The sequence below is a fragment of the Novipirellula caenicola genome, from assembly GCF_039545035.1.
GTDB classification, from domain to species: domain Bacteria; phylum Planctomycetota; class Planctomycetia; order Pirellulales; family Pirellulaceae; genus Novipirellula; species Novipirellula caenicola.
The window spans coordinates 210027-226858 of record NZ_BAABRO010000008.1 but is presented as its reverse complement, the minus strand read 5'-3'; the positions used below and the strand labels follow the sequence as shown (position 1 = coordinate 226858).

Here is a 16832-nt window from a genome sequence, read left to right as displayed (position 1 = left end):
CCAAGCCGTTAGCGTGCGTCGCAATCAATCATCGATGCGAAAGCGACGGTAAACCCACTGCCGATTCACATCATCGTCGCTCGGCTTTCCAAGCCGTCAGCGTGCGTCACAATCGATCATCGATGCGAAAGTAACGGTAGCTCCACTGCCGGTTCACTCCATAGTCGCTCGGCTTTCCAAGCCGTTAGCGTGCGTCACAGTCAATCATCGATGCGAAAGTAACGGTAGCTCCACTGCCGGTTCACTCCATCGTCGCTCGGCTTTCCAAGCCGTCAGCGTGCGTCGCAATCAATCATCGATGCAAAAGTGACCGTGAAATTCATACGCCCTACTTGCTATGAACCACTTCCGTATCTCGAGTGCTTGCCCACACGATCCCCGCTCCCACCAATGCGATCGCGCTAGCGCCGATCAACCACATCACCGGCAAATGAGCTTGATCGTCCAAGTCACTTCCGAAAAACTGGAAGTGCTCGTGATAACGGCCCACCATTTCCAATAACCCGTTATGCACCAGATGCATCAACATGCCAGGCAGCACACTACCCGTGCGATACGCGATCCAGCCCAAGATGACTCCAAGTAGCGTCGTCGGGATAAAGCGTTCGATCAGCAGGGCGTTGCCGGTAAACACATGGAACAAACCAAACAAGACCGCCGTCAACAGTATCGTGCGTGCCGGTGACATCACTCGCAAGAACGCCGAGAACAAGAATCCACGAAAACACAACTCTTCGATCACCGCCGGAGCGACTGCAAACGTCAATAGCAACAGCCACGGTGGAACTTGTTTCCAGGCCGCCAATTGCCCCAACGCCTGTTCGATCCGTTCTTCACTGAGCCCACCGATTCCAATCGCTTCGGCGACCACAAACGCCTCGTGGGCAAGCGTCCAAGCTCCCATGCCGATCAGCACGACACCGACAAAACTGAGCAGCGGTGGCCTCTGCAAACGAAACGTGCTGCGGAATCGATGGCGTCCCAAGTACGTGGCCGCCAACGGCACCAATCCAAACGTCAACAATAGCGTCAGGATGTTCAACCAAAACGTAGCCGACAACGAAACCGAATCACCAAAGGTTTGCAAGAACCGCATCAATCCGTTGGAACCGACAAAATAGATCGGCACCAACAACGACAACATCAACGCCGCCGACTCGACACTCGGAACTGGCGTCACTTTCGGAGGCCGATGAAAGAACGATCCAATCGACTGTTCGCTCGTTCGCGTCACCGCGTCGGTACCGAACAATCGGGATGCCACCGCCAACGCAGCCGAGGCGTAACCAATCGTGCTGACAATGGCCGCCAACGCACCGACCGGATGGAACACGCCAGCAAGCAGATCGCGAGCGAGCAGCACGATGCTGATCAGCGGCGCGATCGCCAAAGGACCACTCAACTCGACGCCTGGCATTAGCGACAACATCCCTGGTGCAAGCGCCAGCAGCATCACCGGAATCAAATACGCCTGGGCCTCTTTGAACGATTTCGCAAAACTCGTCAAACACAACAGCAGTGCCGAAAAGAAACCGCTAAACAGCACCAACAACCCCAAAATTTGCAGCACGGCAATCAGCGGAAAAGCGTCGTCGCCGGTTAAAAACCGCATCATTCCGGACACCCAAAGCGTCGTGAACATCGCCAACAAATTGATCATCGCCGTCAACAACGCCACGATCACGACCGCGATGTACTTGGCGAACAGCACGTAAAATCGCGGCACCGGAGATGCCATCAACGATTCCATCGTGCCGCGTTCACGTTCTCCGGCGGTCAAGTCGATAGCGGGATAGACCGCTCCGGTGATCGTCATCAACACCAACACCAATGGCACGATCGTGGCCAACAGCGGCAGCTCGTCCTCTTGGCCGATTTCGTCCACGACAATGTCCGCCGGTGGCCGGTAATCGGGCGCCAACATCTTGGCGACATGCTGGGCAAAATTGGATCGCAACCACTGCAAACGTTCCACCAAGATGCGACGCGCGTTCTGGCTGCCGCCATCACCTCGAAACGCCGTGATGATGACTTGCGGTGGGTCTTCAAACTTGATTTTGACAGCCAGATCGATCTGGTTGGCGTGCAGTGCATCGACCGGATCAATGTCTTCGCTCAAACGAATATCGAATTCGGCAATCCCTCCGCCGCTCGATTTTGCGACCGAATCGGGCGGCGCACTCTGGGGATCATCCAAATAAGAACGCAGCAGTTCGCCTTCGCGTTCGCTTGCCACTCCGACCAAGTAGACGTTGGTGGGCCGGGCGCCGGAGGTCAACAAAAAACGATTCAGCGCCATGCTCAACAGCGGATACAACAACAGCGGCATGATCAACAACGTCATCACAGTCCGTCGATCACGGATCGTTTCCCGCAGTTCTTTTTGACAGAGCCGTAAGATTCGCCCTTTCATCACGTGTCCGCTCATGCTGCCGCCTCGCCGTTCATCAAGTCGACAAACATATCAACAAGGTGTTCGCGACCGGTGGCTTGCCGCAGTTCACTCATGTCGCCTTCGTATTCCAATCGGCCTTGATGCAACAAGCCAAATCGATCACACAATCGCTCGGCTTCATCGAGTCGGTGCGTGCACACCACCACGGCCTTTCCGGCTTGCCGCAAATGACCGATGTATTCAAAAATCGTTTGCACGCCGACGACGTCCAAACCACGCGTCGGTTCGTCCAACAACATCACCGGCGGATCGTGAATCAAACCGCGCACGAGCGTCACGCGTTGGCGTTGACCGGTGCTGAGCGTCCCAGCCCGTCGATCGAGCAAATGCTCGATTCCCATCAGCTTTGACAGCTCTTCGGCGCGGGTCGCTGCAAGATCAGGATCGACGCCATACAGATCGCCGAAATACAACAACATCTCGCGAACACTCAGCCACGGATAAACGCCATCGTTGGATGACACAAATCCCAATCGCGACTTGACTGCGATAGGATCGACCGTGGTATGAATCCCGTCGACCGCCGTGTAGCCGCTGTCGGGTTCAAGCAACCCGAGAATAATTCGCAGCGTGGTTGTCTTTCCCGCTCCGTTGGGGCCCAACAATCCATACACCTCTTCCTGCGGCACCGTCAGCGACAAGTCGTCCACCGCGCGGACTTCGCCGTCGTCGAGCGAAAAAGTTTTAACGAGCGAACGGACTTGAAGCATTCGAATGTCGACCGCAGCAGAGGTTTGGAAAAGGCGTTTCGTTTCACCAGGATACCAAATGAACGATCACGCCTGGGGCTCGGTCATTTTCCAAGGATCAAGTGCTTCGGTGAGGGTGTCCTCGGGCAAAATTCCCTTTTCACGACACAGTTCGCGAATCGTTTGTCCCGATGCAAACGCCTCCTTGGCCAATTTCGCAGCTTGCTCGTAACCGATCAGCGGATTCAGACTGGTGCACATCGACAAGCTTTTTTCGACCGATGCTTCACACGCCTGCTCGTTTGCCTCCATTCCCTCGAGACAAAATTCGACAAACGCATCGCAACCGTTTGATAACAAGTGAATCGACTCGAGAATCGTATGCCCCATCACGGGCATCATGATGTTCAGCTGGAAATTTCCTCCCGCCGCACCGCTAACGGTGATGCAGGTGTCGTTGCCCATCACACGAGCGGTCAACTGCATCATCGATTCGCACATCACCGGGTTGACCTTGCCAGGCATGATCGAGCTGCCCGGTTGGCGGCTTGGCAATTGAATTTCAAAGAAACCACAACGCGGACCGCTGCCGAGCCATCGAATGCTGTTGGAAACGTTAAACAATGTCTGTGCGACACATTTAAGTTCTCCGTGCGATTGCACCAACGCGTCTCGCGTTGCATTGGCTTCGAAATGATTCGCCGCTTCGACAAACGCAATCCCGGTTTTGTTGGCCAGTTCTTTGGCAACACGAGCACCAAATTCAGGGTGCGTGTTGATGCCGCTGCCCACGGCGGTACCACCGACAGCCAACTCCAAAACCGCATCCCGAGCGGCCTCGGCTCGCGAAATCGACAATTCGAGTTGCCGGGCAAACCCACCAAATTCTTGGCCTAACCGCAGCGGCGTCGCGTCCATCAAGTGAGTGCGTCCGATCTTGATGATCTTGTCCCACTGTTTCGCCTTGTCAGCCAGCGACGCGTGCATTTTGCGAAGCGCTGGCAGCAGCTTGGTTTGGATTTGAATCGCCGTGGCCACATGAATCGCTGTCGGGAAGGTATCGTTGGTACTCTGCCCCATGTTCACATGGTCGTTGGGATGAATCGGCTTTTCCAGTCCCAAGCGATCACCGCCAGCGATCTCGATCGCACGATTGCTGATCACCTCGTTGATATTCATGTTGCTGCTGGTTCCCGAGCCTGTTTGGAAAACATCGATCGGGAACTGGTCGGCAAGCTTGCCGTCGGCGACTTCTTGGGCCGCTTGCAGCATTGCTTCGACTTGAGCGTCCGTCAGCGGATTTTTGCCGGATCCAGTCAATTTCTGCAGATCGCGATTCGCGACGCCACAGGCAAATTTGACCAATCCCATCGCCGAGATCATTGACGGCATCAATTCCCAACCGCTGATCGGAAAGTTTTCAACAGCTCGCTGAGTTTGGGCTCCGTAATAAGCCTCGGCGGGCACTTGAACGTCGCCCATGGAATCATGTTCGGTGCGGTACTGGGTCATCGGTTTCACTTCGTCGATTGCGGGTTTCAAAAACGTTCGCTAAGGCCGCCATCATAAAGCGCCGAAGGACGTTTTGACGAGGCGGCTACAGCGTCGCCGTTCCGATCGCCCAAAGCCCCGCGATTCCTTGCATCCTGTTTGACATCCCCACCTCCCCCCACCACGGCCGTTGAGAAAGTGTTTAGAATTGGCGGTTGATTTGCTCCCTCCCCACCTCATCCCCCTCTTTCTTTACGGCCACCGCATGATGCGTCCCAGATCGTTTTTTCTTGTTTTATTGCTCCTTACCCTCGTCTTGTGCGTCATCCCCAGCGGCGTCATCGCTCAATCGGCCCCGGCATCCGCAGATGCTTTGGCTGCCGAAATGATCCCCGGTACTACCGCGGACGTGACCGTCACCAGCCATCCGCTGAATCAAACCTCGGTGCTGATTTTGGCGGTTGGCATTTTTTGTGTGCTGGGGATGATCATCGCCCTGAAACTGAACGCGTTTCTCGCGTTGATCGTTTCGGCGTTGATCGTCAGTTTGTTGGTGGGGCTGACGCAAGGAGGAACGGCGGGAGCTCGAATGGATGCGGTTGTCACGGCCTTTGGCAGTTCGGCCGGCAGCATCGGTATCGTGATCGCGATGGCAGCCATCATCGGCAAATGTATGCTCGACAGCGGAGCGGCCGACCGCATCGTCCGCAGTGCCGTCAACATCACCGGAGAAAAGAAGGCGTCAGTCGGCTTGATGGTCAGCGGCTTTGTGCTCGCGGTGCCGGTGTTTTTCGACACCGTCTTTTACTTGCTCGTCCCGCTGGCTCGAAGTCTGCATCGTCGAACCAACAAAAACTATCTTCGTTACCTGATGGCAATCGCCACCGGCGGTGCAATCACCCACACGTTGGTTCCTCCCACACCAGGTCCGCTGTTGGTCTCGTCGATCCTCGGAGTCGACATTGGCATGATGATGTTGGTAGGCACCTTGGTCGCGTTGCCGGCTGCGATTGTTGGCTTGATTTTCTCAATCTTGATCGACAACAAAAGTCCTGTCGAAATGCGTCCACTCGGCGCCAATGAAAACAAACACCAACCACTGCTTGATAATCAATTGCCTTCGTTCTGGATCGCATTACTGCCGGTGATATTGCCAGTCGTGTTGATTGGTGCTGGTACGCTTGCCACCACCGTGGCGGATCGCGAAGACCGTGCGATGTTGAGTGTTGCGGACATCAAGGACTTTGATGCATTGGCCGGCCAACTCGCCGCTGCGACGCCCAATTCGCCTGCGGGCCGTGTGATGGCAAGCAGTGCGTTGAACGAAAACGAGGTGACACTGCTAAAAAAGCCCGCCTCTAGTGACGCTGCAAAGAGCGAAGTGGTGGCGGTGCTCAACGAAGTACTGCTTGACCCAGAACTGTACGCTGAGGAAGCTTTTTTGGGGGTCGCGTTGTCGGACGTTTCCAAGTCAAAGATCAATGCAAATCAATTGCGAATGAAACCGGTCGACCGCCGGCGGATGAACCGCGCCCTGCTTGAAGACGCGTTCCCCGATCTGATTGCAGCGCATCAATGGAATTCTCCCAATCGTGAACTCGCCGAATCATTGTCGTTATGGAGCAACCCGAACTTTGCGTTGTTGTTGGCAGCAATCTGCGCGATGTTGACGCTAAAGGTCGTGCGTCAATTAAGCTGGCGTGATCTTGCCGTGGATGTCGAAGAATCGCTGATGAGCGGTGGGGTGATTATTCTGATCACCGCCGCGGGCGGCGCGTTTGGATCGATGCTGACCGATACGAACATCAGCGACACGATCCAGCAAGCGTTCCAAGATCAGGGCGGAGCAGGGCTGGCGCTGCTTGTGCTGGGATGGACAATCGCTGCAGTACTGAAAATTGCGCAAGGCAGCAGCACCGTGGCAATGATCATCGGCGCCGGAATGATGTCCGCGATCATTGGCGACGCGAAACCCGATTTCAACATGGTCTACGTCGCGACCGCCGTGGGAGCCGGATCCCTGATGGGCAGCTGGATGAACGACAGCGGGTTTTGGGTGTTCACCAAAATGGGCGGACTGACCGAAGGCGAATCGCTACGTAGTTGGACGCCCCTATTGGCGGTGTTGTCGCTCGTGGGTTTGTTGGCCACGCTATTGTTAAGCCAAGTCCTTCCATTGCGAGCCAGTTTGTGAGCGTGCCGTCGCCACCCCCCGAAAATCCTTCTGCCGAGAATCCACTGGATTCGGCTGAACGCGTGACAAGCCCCAGGTGGCTCGGCTGTGCCGCCACGCTTGGGTCCGTTGTCGTGACGTGCATCCTGCTGTTCTTTAACGCCTCGTTTGTGATGGCGCTTTTGACCGCCGTCGAATCCAAATTTCCCATTTGGGCCAAAAATGCCGAGGCGTCCCAGTTCATCTTGTTTACGATGCCGCTTGTCCTGGTCGTATTGCAGTGGATGCTGATTGATTACGCTCGCAGCCGATTCCGGCGTTAGGCTCCGTCGACGGAATCGGGTGAGGCTCGGCGGCAGCAGCGATTACAATAGTCAAAACTTCTCGATTGATCGCAGTGACGCAAGCCTCTCTTCACACCAAACCGATGTCTGAAACACGTTTGATAAAACCCCACCAAAGCCGACTCAAACGCGTTGTTGGTGCAGCGATGCGGATTACCGTCATCGGGTACGCAACGATCTTGGTCTTCATGGTCGCCATGGAAACTCGCTTGGTGTACCCCGGCGCGTTCATGAACATTCCGCCGGACTCCGCCCCAGGAGTCGTCTCGGTCGACTACGAATCAGCCGATGGCACAACGTTGACCGGACAACTCTACGAACATCCAAACGCCGCACACACGCTTGTCTATTTCCACGGCAATGGCATCACAGCGGCCCGTGAGAGCACGACTGCCGCTTGGCTCGGCAATCAACTCAAAGCCAATGTCTTCGTCCCCGAATACCGTGGTTTTGACGGCATGCCGGGTTCCCCCGACGAAGCAGGCGTGATCGCCGACGCCGTGGCCGGTCGCGATTTTGCATGTCAACGGTTTTCGATCCAACCGACCGACTTGATTCTGTACGGTCAATCGCTGGGCGGTGGTTGCGCCGTCGCGGTGGCAGCCCAGGGCGGTGCGAAACTGCTCGTACTGGATCGCACGTTTGATCGGATGGTTGACGTGGCTGCCGACAAATACCAATTCATCCCCGTCAAATTCTTGATGCGAAATCGCTACGATTCGATCGCACGAATTCAAAATTACTCGGGGCCGCTTGTGCAGATGCATGGCGATGACGACCGGTTGATTCCGATCCAGCATGGCAAACGCTTGTATGACGAGTCAGGCTGTTCCCCCAAGCATTTCGTCGAGATTGATGCGATGGGACACAACGATCCGACGCCACCATGGGCGTGGAATGAATGCCGTGAAACCATCGACACGTTCTTATCCAATTCCCCCTAAGATTCCCCCTAAACTCGCCTCCATCCGATGAAACCCACTCACCTCGTGTTTACAGCCTTGCTGCTGCTATCCGCACCGCTGTCCGCAAAAGAGCCCGCGACAGATCCGGCAACATCCGCCGCAGCCAGCCCACTGCACTCGATGGTCGATGCAGCAAAACAAGTTCCAACGATGCGTTGGGAAGACCGATCAGGACCAGTGCATCAATTGATTTACGAGGGAGAATCGTTTCAAGGGCATCCGACCGAAGTGTTCGCGTTCTACGCATCGCCGAGCACGCTTGGTGAAAACACGACGGCTGCAAACCAGACCAACAAAACAAAGTACCCCGCGGTCGTACTGATTCACGGCGGCGGTGGGACGGCGTTTGCCGAGTGGGCTTGGTTGTGGGCCAAACGCGGATATGCCGCCATCGCGATGGATTTAGCGGGATCACGTCCGATCGATCCGGTATACGATTCAAAGACGGGAGAGCCAATTCGCAATCAAACCGCACGCCGCGAAACCAGAACGCGATTGCCGCTCGGTGGACCAGACCAAGGACACGACACCAAGTTTGATTCGATTGGTGCCGATGTTTCTGATGACTGGCCCTTTCACGCCGCATCCAGCGTGCTTCGCGCTCATTCACTGATCCGCTCGTTTGACGAAGTCGATGCCGAACAAACCGCGGTCACCGGAATCAGCTGGGGTGGCTACACAACGTGTCTGGCTGCGTCGCTTGACGATCGCTTCAACGCCGCCGTTCCCGTCTATGGTTGCGGGTTTCTATTCGAAGGCGAATCGGTTCAAAAACCATCAATTGACCAACTTGGCGAACGTCGCAATGCATGGATCCAAGCCTACGATCCTTCGAGCGTGCTGACTCAGTGCCGCGTTCCGATCTTGTTTGTCAATGGAACCAACGACAAACATTATCCGCTGGACAGTTATCAAAAGAGCTTTGATGCCGTTCCAGGTGAAAAGCAGATGCGAATCGAAGTCAACATGCCGCACGGCCATCCCGCCGGATGGGCACCGCAAGAGATCGGCCTTTTTATCGATTCCCATTGTCGCGGCGGCGTGCCGCTGGCGACGCTTGAAACTCCGGTCGTGCAAGAAAACGAGGTGCACGTTCAATATAAAAGCCAGACGCCGCTCAAATCGGCAACGCTGCACTACACGACTGACACGGGACTGCGATCCGAACGCACATGGAAAAGCATTCCTGGCAAAATCACCGATGCGGCGATCATCGCCGCTCCACCCCAAGACGCCAACACTTGGTTCGTTTCGGTCACCGACGAGCGTGACGCAATGGTGACCACGCCGCTGCAGTTTCAATGACATTGCAATCCTCGTAGTGGACGAGGCTACGAGTCCCTCACCGAAAACAACCACCACCGCAAAGGACTCGTTGTCTCGTCCACTACCGATAGACGCAAACACGTGTTTCGTCTCGGTCACCGACCAACGTGACGCTGGTGGTGACCACGCCCGCTGCAGTTTCAAGGCGCCACGTCAGAGTAGCAGTGTCTTCTGTGGGATAGGCTTCCAGCCTGTCGGAGCATCTACCACCGAAACTCTTGGCGAGTTTCGCTACGGGAAAATGCGAATGGCGGACTACGACGTGCGTGTTACGCCACGATTTCGCGGATGTCGATCAAATGCAATTGCCGGCCTTCGTGGTGAGGCGAATCGATCACGACCGATTTTCCGTCGTTACTATTTCGCGGATGCGTGTCACACCGCCACTCGCCAGTGTATTCCGGCGGCGAGTAGAAATGACCGAGCGGAACCACTCGATTGGACGGCACATGGTACAGATAGGGATTCTGCGTGCGAGTCCCTTTTTGCGGATAGGTGTCATTGAGAATCCACTCGTTATCGGTATTGGGCACATACGTGTTGTGCCCGTTTTGCGTCATCACTCCTTCGCCCACCGTTTGAACTTCGTCGCTTTGATCGCGAAACAAATAAAAACCTGACGACTTGCCCGTCGGTTTCGTCCATGCACAAACATGCGACGGATCTCGCCAAATGAAGTGCGATGTTTCTCCCGACGGATCGAGGATGTAGGGGTCGCGACCGTCCATGCCGACGGTAAACATTCGCGTCGTGAAACGTCCTGCCGGTTCGGCATCCGGCCCGTCGCCCGTACTTTCACGCCAGCGATGCAAAACGATGAATCGCGAGCTATCGGGGCTGACCAACAGATGATTAAAGTAGTTCCATTTGTCGGCTAACGATTTGCCTTTGTAATCGATCCGAGCCGCTGCGGCGAGCGAAAAGATCAACTCGGACTCGCCCGTTTCCATGTTCATTTTCCAGACGCCCGAGTCCTCAGGTGCTCGAAGTTGCGAACAAGGATCGGTCAATCCGACGTACCCGTAGCCCGGCCGCATCCGCTGGATCCGCGAAAAATCGGCGGTGATCGCCCATTTCCCATCGCCACTGAGTGCATAGATGGGCCGCGGCAACGTGCGAAGTTTTTTAGTCTTCACGTCCATCACGCGGCAAACATGTTGGTCGCCTTGACGATCGTTCCAAACCACTTCGGAATCGGACTGCGGTCGCCACTGTAACATGCAACCTTGCTGCCATCCCCACGCACTGCTTTTACCGAGCGGGATCCATTTGTCATTATCCGCGGTGTCGACCATGCCCACACGGATCGTGTCGTCCGCACGCGGCGTGCGATGTTCAAACGGCACTTCGCCTGAGAGGACAAAACGATTGGTCGGATCGAATTCAAGTTTATCGTAGTAGCCAAACCAATGATTCAGGGGCCCCCGAGTGATTTGCCGCACCGGGGGAAACGATTCCGCCAAGCCAGAATTCGCCTGCTCTGCAGCACTTGCCACTGGGCCGACGGAGGCCAATGCGGTGGCCGAAGCAATTGTTTTTAACGCCGTTCGTCTTGAAGATGCAAAATTCATTGGCAGGGAATACCTCGTTGTATTGTCAGGCAAGGGGGCAGGGGAGGGCGGGGTAGGGCAGGGGAGCGAACGTTTGTCGGCGCCGCGTGTCGCCCAGTATAACCGAACCGCATCGGTGGTTCGGTTTGGGGTGGCATAAAAAGTCAAGCAAGAGTGCTACACTGTGGTAGATCATGAAAAAGTGATCCAGCAAATTACCAACCGACTTGATCGATTCCCAAAGGATATAGAGTGATGCCCATTTGCCGATTCAGCGACGCTGAGGGGAACCCGCAGTTTGCGATTTACGAGGGCTCGCGGATCTGTCCGCTCTCTTCGCTGACCGATGCTCCGGTGACTCAAGCGGAACTATTGGCGGGAGGTGCGAAGTGGCTCGCGGACCTGCCCAAGCCAAGCGAATCGCAGTGGCAACCGGCTCCTGACAAGCTGCTGCCTCCGATCGACACGCCGGAGAAAGTGATTTGCATCGGCCTGAATTACCGCGACCACGCGATCGAAACCGGTTCTGAAATCCCCTCGGAACCCGTCGTGTTCAGCAAATTCAATACAGCCATTGTCGGGCATGGCGATGCGATTCGCTTGCCGCGAGTTTCAGAGCAAGTCGATTACGAAGCCGAATTGGTGGTCGTGATCGGCAAAACGGCCAAGCACGTCTCGGCCGACGACGCGATGGATTGCGTCTACGGATACACCTGCGGGCATGATGTCTCGGCTCGCGATTGGCAAAAAGGACGCCCGGCGGGCCAATGGTTGCTGGGCAAGAGCTTTGACACGTTCGCTCCCGTCGGCCCCTGTGTCGTGACCACTGGCGAAATGACCGACCCCAGCGACGTGCGGGTAAAAATGCATCTCAATGACGAAGTTGTCCAAAACAGCACCACCGCTCAGCTGATTTTTAACATTGGCGAATTGATTGCGCATCTCACTAAAATCATGACACTCCATCCCGGTGACCTGATTTTCACTGGCACTCCCCCCGGGGTCGGTGTCGCCCGAAAGCCGCCCGTTTTCTTAAAACCAGGCGATGTCTGCAAAGTCGAAATTGATGGCATTGGCACCTTGAGTAACCCGTGTGTCGCGGAATAGAAACGCCGTGAATTGGGGACAACGCTCGATCCACAATAGCTAGCAACCACGATCCGTTTTCTTTCGCTAATCCTCAAGGTCCACCTGACCGATACAATCACGTATGCGGTGATGGTGGATGCGCGACCCGAGTGATAGCGCTGCAGAGCAGCGCGACGGGTCACAATTGCGGAGATCCCCACACTCACCGCCGGACGATTCGCAAATTCGCGTCATTTCGGCATGGGGAGAAAAGCAAACGTGGCTGAGCAGGGTACCGCTGCACTGCCGTCGCCACATCGAGGCGGGGCAATGAATGATCCCACGCCAAGCGAAGGCCCCTTCGTGCGCTGGGTGATGGAATGGGGATCGGCAGTCGTCGATGGCGTGACCACCGTGGGCGACATTGCCATCTTCGCTTGGAAGATGTTTGTTTGGTTGTTCACTCGGCTCCCTCGTCGCGGCACGATTCTGCCGAATTTCTATCAGGTCGGTGTGCTCAGTTTGCCTGTCGTCGCGTTAACCGGCACGTTCATCGGGATGGTGCTAGCGGTGAACAGCTACTACCAATTCCACGCCTTTGGGCTCGAGAACCGATTGGGGGTCGTCATCAACACCTCGCTGGTCCGCGAGCTGGGTCCCGTTCTTGCCGCCACGATGTTGGCCGGCCGCGTCGGCAGCGCCATGGCGGCGGTCTTGGGAACGATGCGAGTGACCGAACAAATCGATGCACTCACCACGATGGGTGCTGATCCGATCCATTACTTGGTTGTGCCCCGATTCTTGGCCTGCATTTTGCTAATCCCGGCACTGACGATCATGGCCGATTTCATGGGGATTGTCGGTGGCTATTTTTACAGCGTGGTGATCCTTGGAATCGATCACGCCGCCTACCTGAATCATTCGCGTGAAGGGGTACGCGGTTTTGACCTTTTCAATGGCATCTTCAAAAGCTTCTTCTTTGGCGGTGTGATTGCAATTGTCAGTTGCTACCGAGGATTCAATTGCCAAGCCGGTGCCGAAGGGGTTGGCAAAGCTGCCACCGCGGCGTTCGTCTACTCGTTTGTCTTGATCCTGGCGATCGACTTGGCGCTAAACATTTTCTTGGACGCGTTGTACTTCAAACTTTATCCCGAAGGAGCATCGATCCTATGAGCTCCGATAACGATTACGAATACGAACTTGATCCTGAACCCAAACCAGGCGACGCCTCGGAATCACTGATCGTGGTCGATGATCTGAGCGTGGTGTTTCAAAAGCAAACGATCCTGCAAGACATCAACGTTTCGATCTTGCGAGGCCAAACCATCGCGGTGATTGGCGAAAGCGGGTGTGGCAAAACCGTTTTCATGAAAACGTTGGTCGGTTTGATCCAACCGACGCAAGGGTCGATCTCGTTTGACGGTCGCCGTTTCGACGAAATGAGCATGACCGAACTCACACGAACTCGCAAACGTTTTGGGTTTGTATTTCAAAACGCAGCGTTGTTCGACAGCATGTCAATCTTCGAAAATGTCGCGTTTCCGCTGCGGCAAAACGAGGTGGTCGCAGAGTCCGAAGTACGCGACCGAGTGATGCAGCATCTAATGGAAGTCGGGTTGCCAAGCGAAGTCGCACGAAAGTATCCCGCCGAGTTATCCGGCGGGATGCGGAAACGGGTCGGTTTGGCGCGTGCGTTAATTTTGGAACCGGAGTTGGTCGTGTACGACGAACCGACCACGGGACTCGATCCGATCATGAGCGACGTGATCAACGAATTGATCCTCGAGACACGGCGACGTTATCCGGTGACCAGCATCGTGGTCACGCATGACATGCACACCGCTCGCAAAGTCTCCGATCGTGTGTTGATGTTTTACCCGCGACGACGCTTGAGTCCGCACGAATCGCAAGTGTTATTCGATGGATCGCCCAGTGACCTTGAACACGCCGATGATCGACGCGTTCGCCAATTTGTTCGTGGTGAAGCGGGTGAACGGTTGAAGGAGATGTCGCTGCAAAGCGAAGGCTAAGAAAAAATCATGGATGATAATAAACTACGGTTCGGCGTCGGGGTGCTCGTCGTTTCCGCGATCGGCATCGGCATCATTTTGACGTTCTTGTTCGGCGCATTCCCCAACGTACTGAATCAAGACTATACGCTGTTGGTCGAGTTTCCATCGGCCGAAGGGGTCAGCCCCAACACCCCGGTGCTTCGCGACGGAGTACGGATCGGGCGGGTGGACGAGATCTCGCTGCTTCCCGAAGGAGGCGTTTTGGTTTCATTGGCGATGGACAGCACCAAGCCAATTGACCGCCACTACATCCCCACGATCGGAAATAGCTCGCTAGTGACCGGTGACGCTGCGATTGAGTTCGTGCGAGCGACCGAAGAAGAGCTAGAAAAAGCATTGGGCGGCAAAATGGAATTGGTGAGCACTCGCTTTGCCCACGAAGATTACCTGGACTACGGCCAAAAATCCAAAAACCCGTATAACGTGCTGTTCAGCATGGAAGGGCAGATGTTGGAAACGATGGAGTCGATCCGCAAGGCGGGCGATTCGATTGCGCTGGCCGGCGAGAACGTGAACCTACTTGCCGTCGAAGTCAAAGACACGGTAGGAGGGGCCGATCAAAACATGGACCGACTGGCTCAGGAAGCGGTCGAAACACTCGAAGAATTCCAAGGCGCGATCCGCGATGTGCGAAAAACCGTAGGCAACCCGTTAATTCAAGAGAACATTGAACGTTCGATGGCCCAGTTGCCGCAACTGTTGATGAATGCACAAAAAACACTCGACAGCACCCGAGAAACGTTCGAGAGTTTCCGTCGGGTTGGCGATCGATTTGAACGAGTGGGCGCCACCGCGGAAGAAACCATCGCGACGGCGCAGCGATCGGTGGCAAGTTTTGATCGCACGATGCAGAATGTCGAAAAATTCACCGAACCTCTCGGTCAGCGTGGCGGTGAACTGGTCGAACAGGTGCTGCGAACGTTGGCCAGCGCCGACGTTGCCCTGGCAGAACTTGAAACGTTGGGCCGAGCGGTCAACAACAGCGACGGATCGTTCAAACGATTCCTCGAAGACGATGAAATCTATTGGCAAGTTCGCCGCACGATCGAAAACATCGAACAGGCCTCGGCACGCATCCGGCCGATCCTCGATGACGTCCGCATCTTTAGTGACAAAATTGCACGCGACCCTCGCGAGTTAGGCGTCCGTGGTGCCCTATCCAAACGCCCCTCGGGTGCCGGTTTTAAATAGTCGGTGATTGAAGCCTCCCGGCGCAAGCTGAGAGGGTGATCGAAATTCACCTCCCCTGTGGGGAGATCAGAGTCGGCGGTAGCCGGCTCACCGGTGGGGCTCGTGGTGTTAGAAGTGGACCGTGCCAGCAAGAATTCACCACCCTCCCCGAAAAACTCGCTGAAGGCTCGTTTTTCGACCCTCCCGACGCAAGCTGGGAGGGTGATCGAAATTCATCTCCCCTGTGGGGAGGTCAGAGTCGGCGGTAGCCGGCTCTGGGTGGGGCTCGGAGTGTTAGAAGTGGACCGTGCCAGTAAGAATTCACCACCCTCCCCGAAAAACTCGCTAAAGGCTCGTTTTTCGACCCTCCCGACGCAAGCTGGGAGGGTGATCGAGTTTTACCTCCCCTTTGGGGAGGTCAGAGTCGGCGGTAGCCGACTCTGGGTGGGGCTCGTGGTGTTAGAAGTGGACCGTGCCTGCAAGAATTCACCAACCCTCCCCGCAAAACTCGCTGAAGGCTCGTTTTTCGACCCTCCCGACGCAAGCTGGGAGGGTGATCGAGTTTTACCTCCCTTTTGGGGAGGTCAGAGTCGGCGGTAGCCGGCTCACCGGTGGGGCTCGGAGTGTTAGAAGTGGACCGTGCCAGCAAGAATTCACCACCCTCCCCGCAAAACTCGCTGAAGGCTCGTTTTTCGACCCTCCCGACGCAAGCTGGGAGGGTGATTGAATTTCACCTCCCCTTTGGGGAGGTCAGAGTCGGCGGTAGCCGGCTCACCGGTGGGGCTCGTGGTGTTAGAAGTGGACCGTGCAGCAAGAATTCACCACCCTCCCCGAAAAACTCGCTGAAAGCTCGGTTTTCGACCCTCCCGACGCAGGCTGGGAGGGTAAAGCAAGTCATTGCACCCGATCCGTTATCGCTTCGAGGCTTCGTTCAAAAACTGGTGAAGCGCCGCGGCCGGTTGATAGCCTGTGCGATGTCCGACAATCTTGCCTTCGGGAACGCCGATCAGCGTTGTGGGATAGGCCGCGACATCGATGCGTCCCAGCGTCGCTTCGTTCTCTTGGGGCGTCAGTAGGATGGCAACGAAGTCTTTCGAAACACGCTGCTCGACCGTTTCATCGCACCACGTATCGCGTTTCATCGCATCACAATAAACGCAGTGATCGGTCGTGATATAGATCACCATGGGAACGTTGCGTCGACGTGCTTCTTGCCATCCCGAACGCAGCGTTCGGTGCCATGTCACGCGAGGCTTTGCCACCTGCCCAAACGGGGACACCCTTGTCAATGTCGGCATCTCCGCCGCGGCGTTCCTTGCCTGACAGACCACTGTCATGATTGCAACCAATGCAACTGCCAAACCCATCATGGGATTGGACCCAACCATGATTCGTTTCATGGCGATCTCTCCGAAAAGAAATGGAAAATTTGAAAAGCAACGTCTCGTTGGCGAGGCAGACTAAATCGCCTAATCCGCAAAGGCAACACTCATCCCCCACCAGACTGCCCAAAACGGCCAAATTTACGG

Annotated in this window: 13 protein-coding genes; 8 read left to right on the top strand and 5 right to left on the bottom strand. The window is 55.7% G+C overall.

What is annotated here, in order from left to right:
- Nucleotides 1-328 precede the first annotated feature (328 nt).
- The 3 genes from ABEA92_RS17035 to ABEA92_RS17025 form a co-directional block, all read right to left on the bottom strand.
- Nucleotides 329-2413, bottom strand: a complete 2085-nt coding sequence (locus tag ABEA92_RS17035; RefSeq protein WP_345685040.1) for an ABC transporter permease subunit/CPBP intramembrane protease — start codon at nucleotides 2411-2413, stop codon at nucleotides 329-331.
- Nucleotides 2414-2424: 11 nt separating this feature from the next.
- The gene (locus ABEA92_RS17030) at nucleotides 2425-3165 is read right to left on the bottom strand and encodes an ATP-binding cassette domain-containing protein (protein WP_345685039.1); all 741 of its coding nucleotides are present in this window, start codon (nucleotides 3163-3165) and stop codon (nucleotides 2425-2427) included.
- A gap of 66 nt (nucleotides 3166-3231) precedes the next feature.
- Nucleotides 3232-4656, bottom strand: a complete 1425-nt coding sequence (locus tag ABEA92_RS17025; protein ID WP_345685110.1) for a class II fumarate hydratase — start codon at nucleotides 4654-4656, stop codon at nucleotides 3232-3234.
- Nucleotides 4657-4900: 244 nt separating this feature from the next.
- Between ABEA92_RS17025 and ABEA92_RS17020 the strand changes: the two genes are divergently transcribed.
- The 4 genes from ABEA92_RS17020 to ABEA92_RS17005 all read left to right on the top strand — a co-directional run bounded on the left by ABEA92_RS17020 (nucleotide 4901) and on the right by ABEA92_RS17005 (nucleotide 9422).
- Nucleotides 4901-6829 carry a GntP family permease gene (locus ABEA92_RS17020; protein ID WP_425572453.1) on the top strand — a complete coding sequence of 643 codons (1929 nt, stop codon included), beginning with the start codon at nucleotides 4901-4903 and terminating at the stop codon, nucleotides 6827-6829.
- Between the two features lie 62 nt (nucleotides 6830-6891).
- A complete protein-coding gene (locus ABEA92_RS17015; protein ID WP_345685038.1) occupies nucleotides 6892-7131 on the top strand; it encodes a hypothetical protein in 240 nt (79 codons plus the stop codon).
- Nucleotides 7132-7235: 104 nt separating this feature from the next.
- Nucleotides 7236-8096 (top strand): alpha/beta hydrolase, encoded by an 861-nt coding sequence (locus tag ABEA92_RS17010; protein ID WP_345685037.1) that lies wholly within the window; start codon nucleotides 7236-7238, stop codon nucleotides 8094-8096.
- A 27-nt stretch (nucleotides 8097-8123) separates the two neighbouring features.
- The gene (locus ABEA92_RS17005) at nucleotides 8124-9422 is read left to right on the top strand and encodes an alpha/beta hydrolase family protein (RefSeq protein WP_345685036.1); all 1299 of its coding nucleotides are present in this window, start codon (nucleotides 8124-8126) and stop codon (nucleotides 9420-9422) included.
- 290 nt (nucleotides 9423-9712) lie between these two features.
- Here ABEA92_RS17005 and ABEA92_RS17000 read toward each other — a convergent pair whose 3' ends face one another.
- On the bottom strand, nucleotides 9713-11014 hold the full coding sequence (locus ABEA92_RS17000) for a hypothetical protein (RefSeq protein WP_345685035.1): 1302 nt from the start codon (nucleotides 11012-11014) through the stop codon (nucleotides 9713-9715).
- Between the two features lie 234 nt (nucleotides 11015-11248).
- Here ABEA92_RS17000 and ABEA92_RS16995 point away from each other — a divergent pair, with 234 nt between their 5' ends.
- From ABEA92_RS16995 to ABEA92_RS16980, 4 genes are all read left to right on the top strand, one after another.
- Nucleotides 11249-12100 carry a fumarylacetoacetate hydrolase family protein gene (locus ABEA92_RS16995; protein WP_345685034.1) on the top strand — a complete coding sequence of 284 codons (852 nt, stop codon included), beginning with the start codon at nucleotides 11249-11251 and terminating at the stop codon, nucleotides 12098-12100.
- 291 nt (nucleotides 12101-12391) lie between these two features.
- On the top strand, nucleotides 12392-13234 hold the full coding sequence (locus ABEA92_RS16990) for an MlaE family ABC transporter permease (RefSeq protein ID WP_345685033.1): 843 nt from the start codon (nucleotides 12392-12394) through the stop codon (nucleotides 13232-13234).
- Nucleotides 13231-14091: an ABC transporter ATP-binding protein gene (locus tag ABEA92_RS16985; RefSeq protein WP_345685032.1), complete on the top strand. Its 861-nt coding sequence runs from the start codon at nucleotides 13231-13233 to the stop codon at nucleotides 14089-14091. The genes ABEA92_RS16990 and ABEA92_RS16985 overlap by 4 nt, the downstream gene beginning before the upstream one ends.
- Before the next feature lie 9 nt (nucleotides 14092-14100).
- The gene (locus ABEA92_RS16980) at nucleotides 14101-15324 is read left to right on the top strand and encodes an MlaD family protein (protein ID WP_345685031.1); all 1224 of its coding nucleotides are present in this window, start codon (nucleotides 14101-14103) and stop codon (nucleotides 15322-15324) included.
- Nucleotides 15325-16214: 890 nt separating this feature from the next.
- Here the strand turns inward: ABEA92_RS16980 and ABEA92_RS16975 are convergent.
- Nucleotides 16215-16703: a thioredoxin family protein gene (locus tag ABEA92_RS16975; RefSeq protein WP_345685030.1), complete on the bottom strand. Its 489-nt coding sequence runs from the start codon at nucleotides 16701-16703 to the stop codon at nucleotides 16215-16217.
- Between the last annotated feature and the right edge of the window lie 129 nt (nucleotides 16704-16832).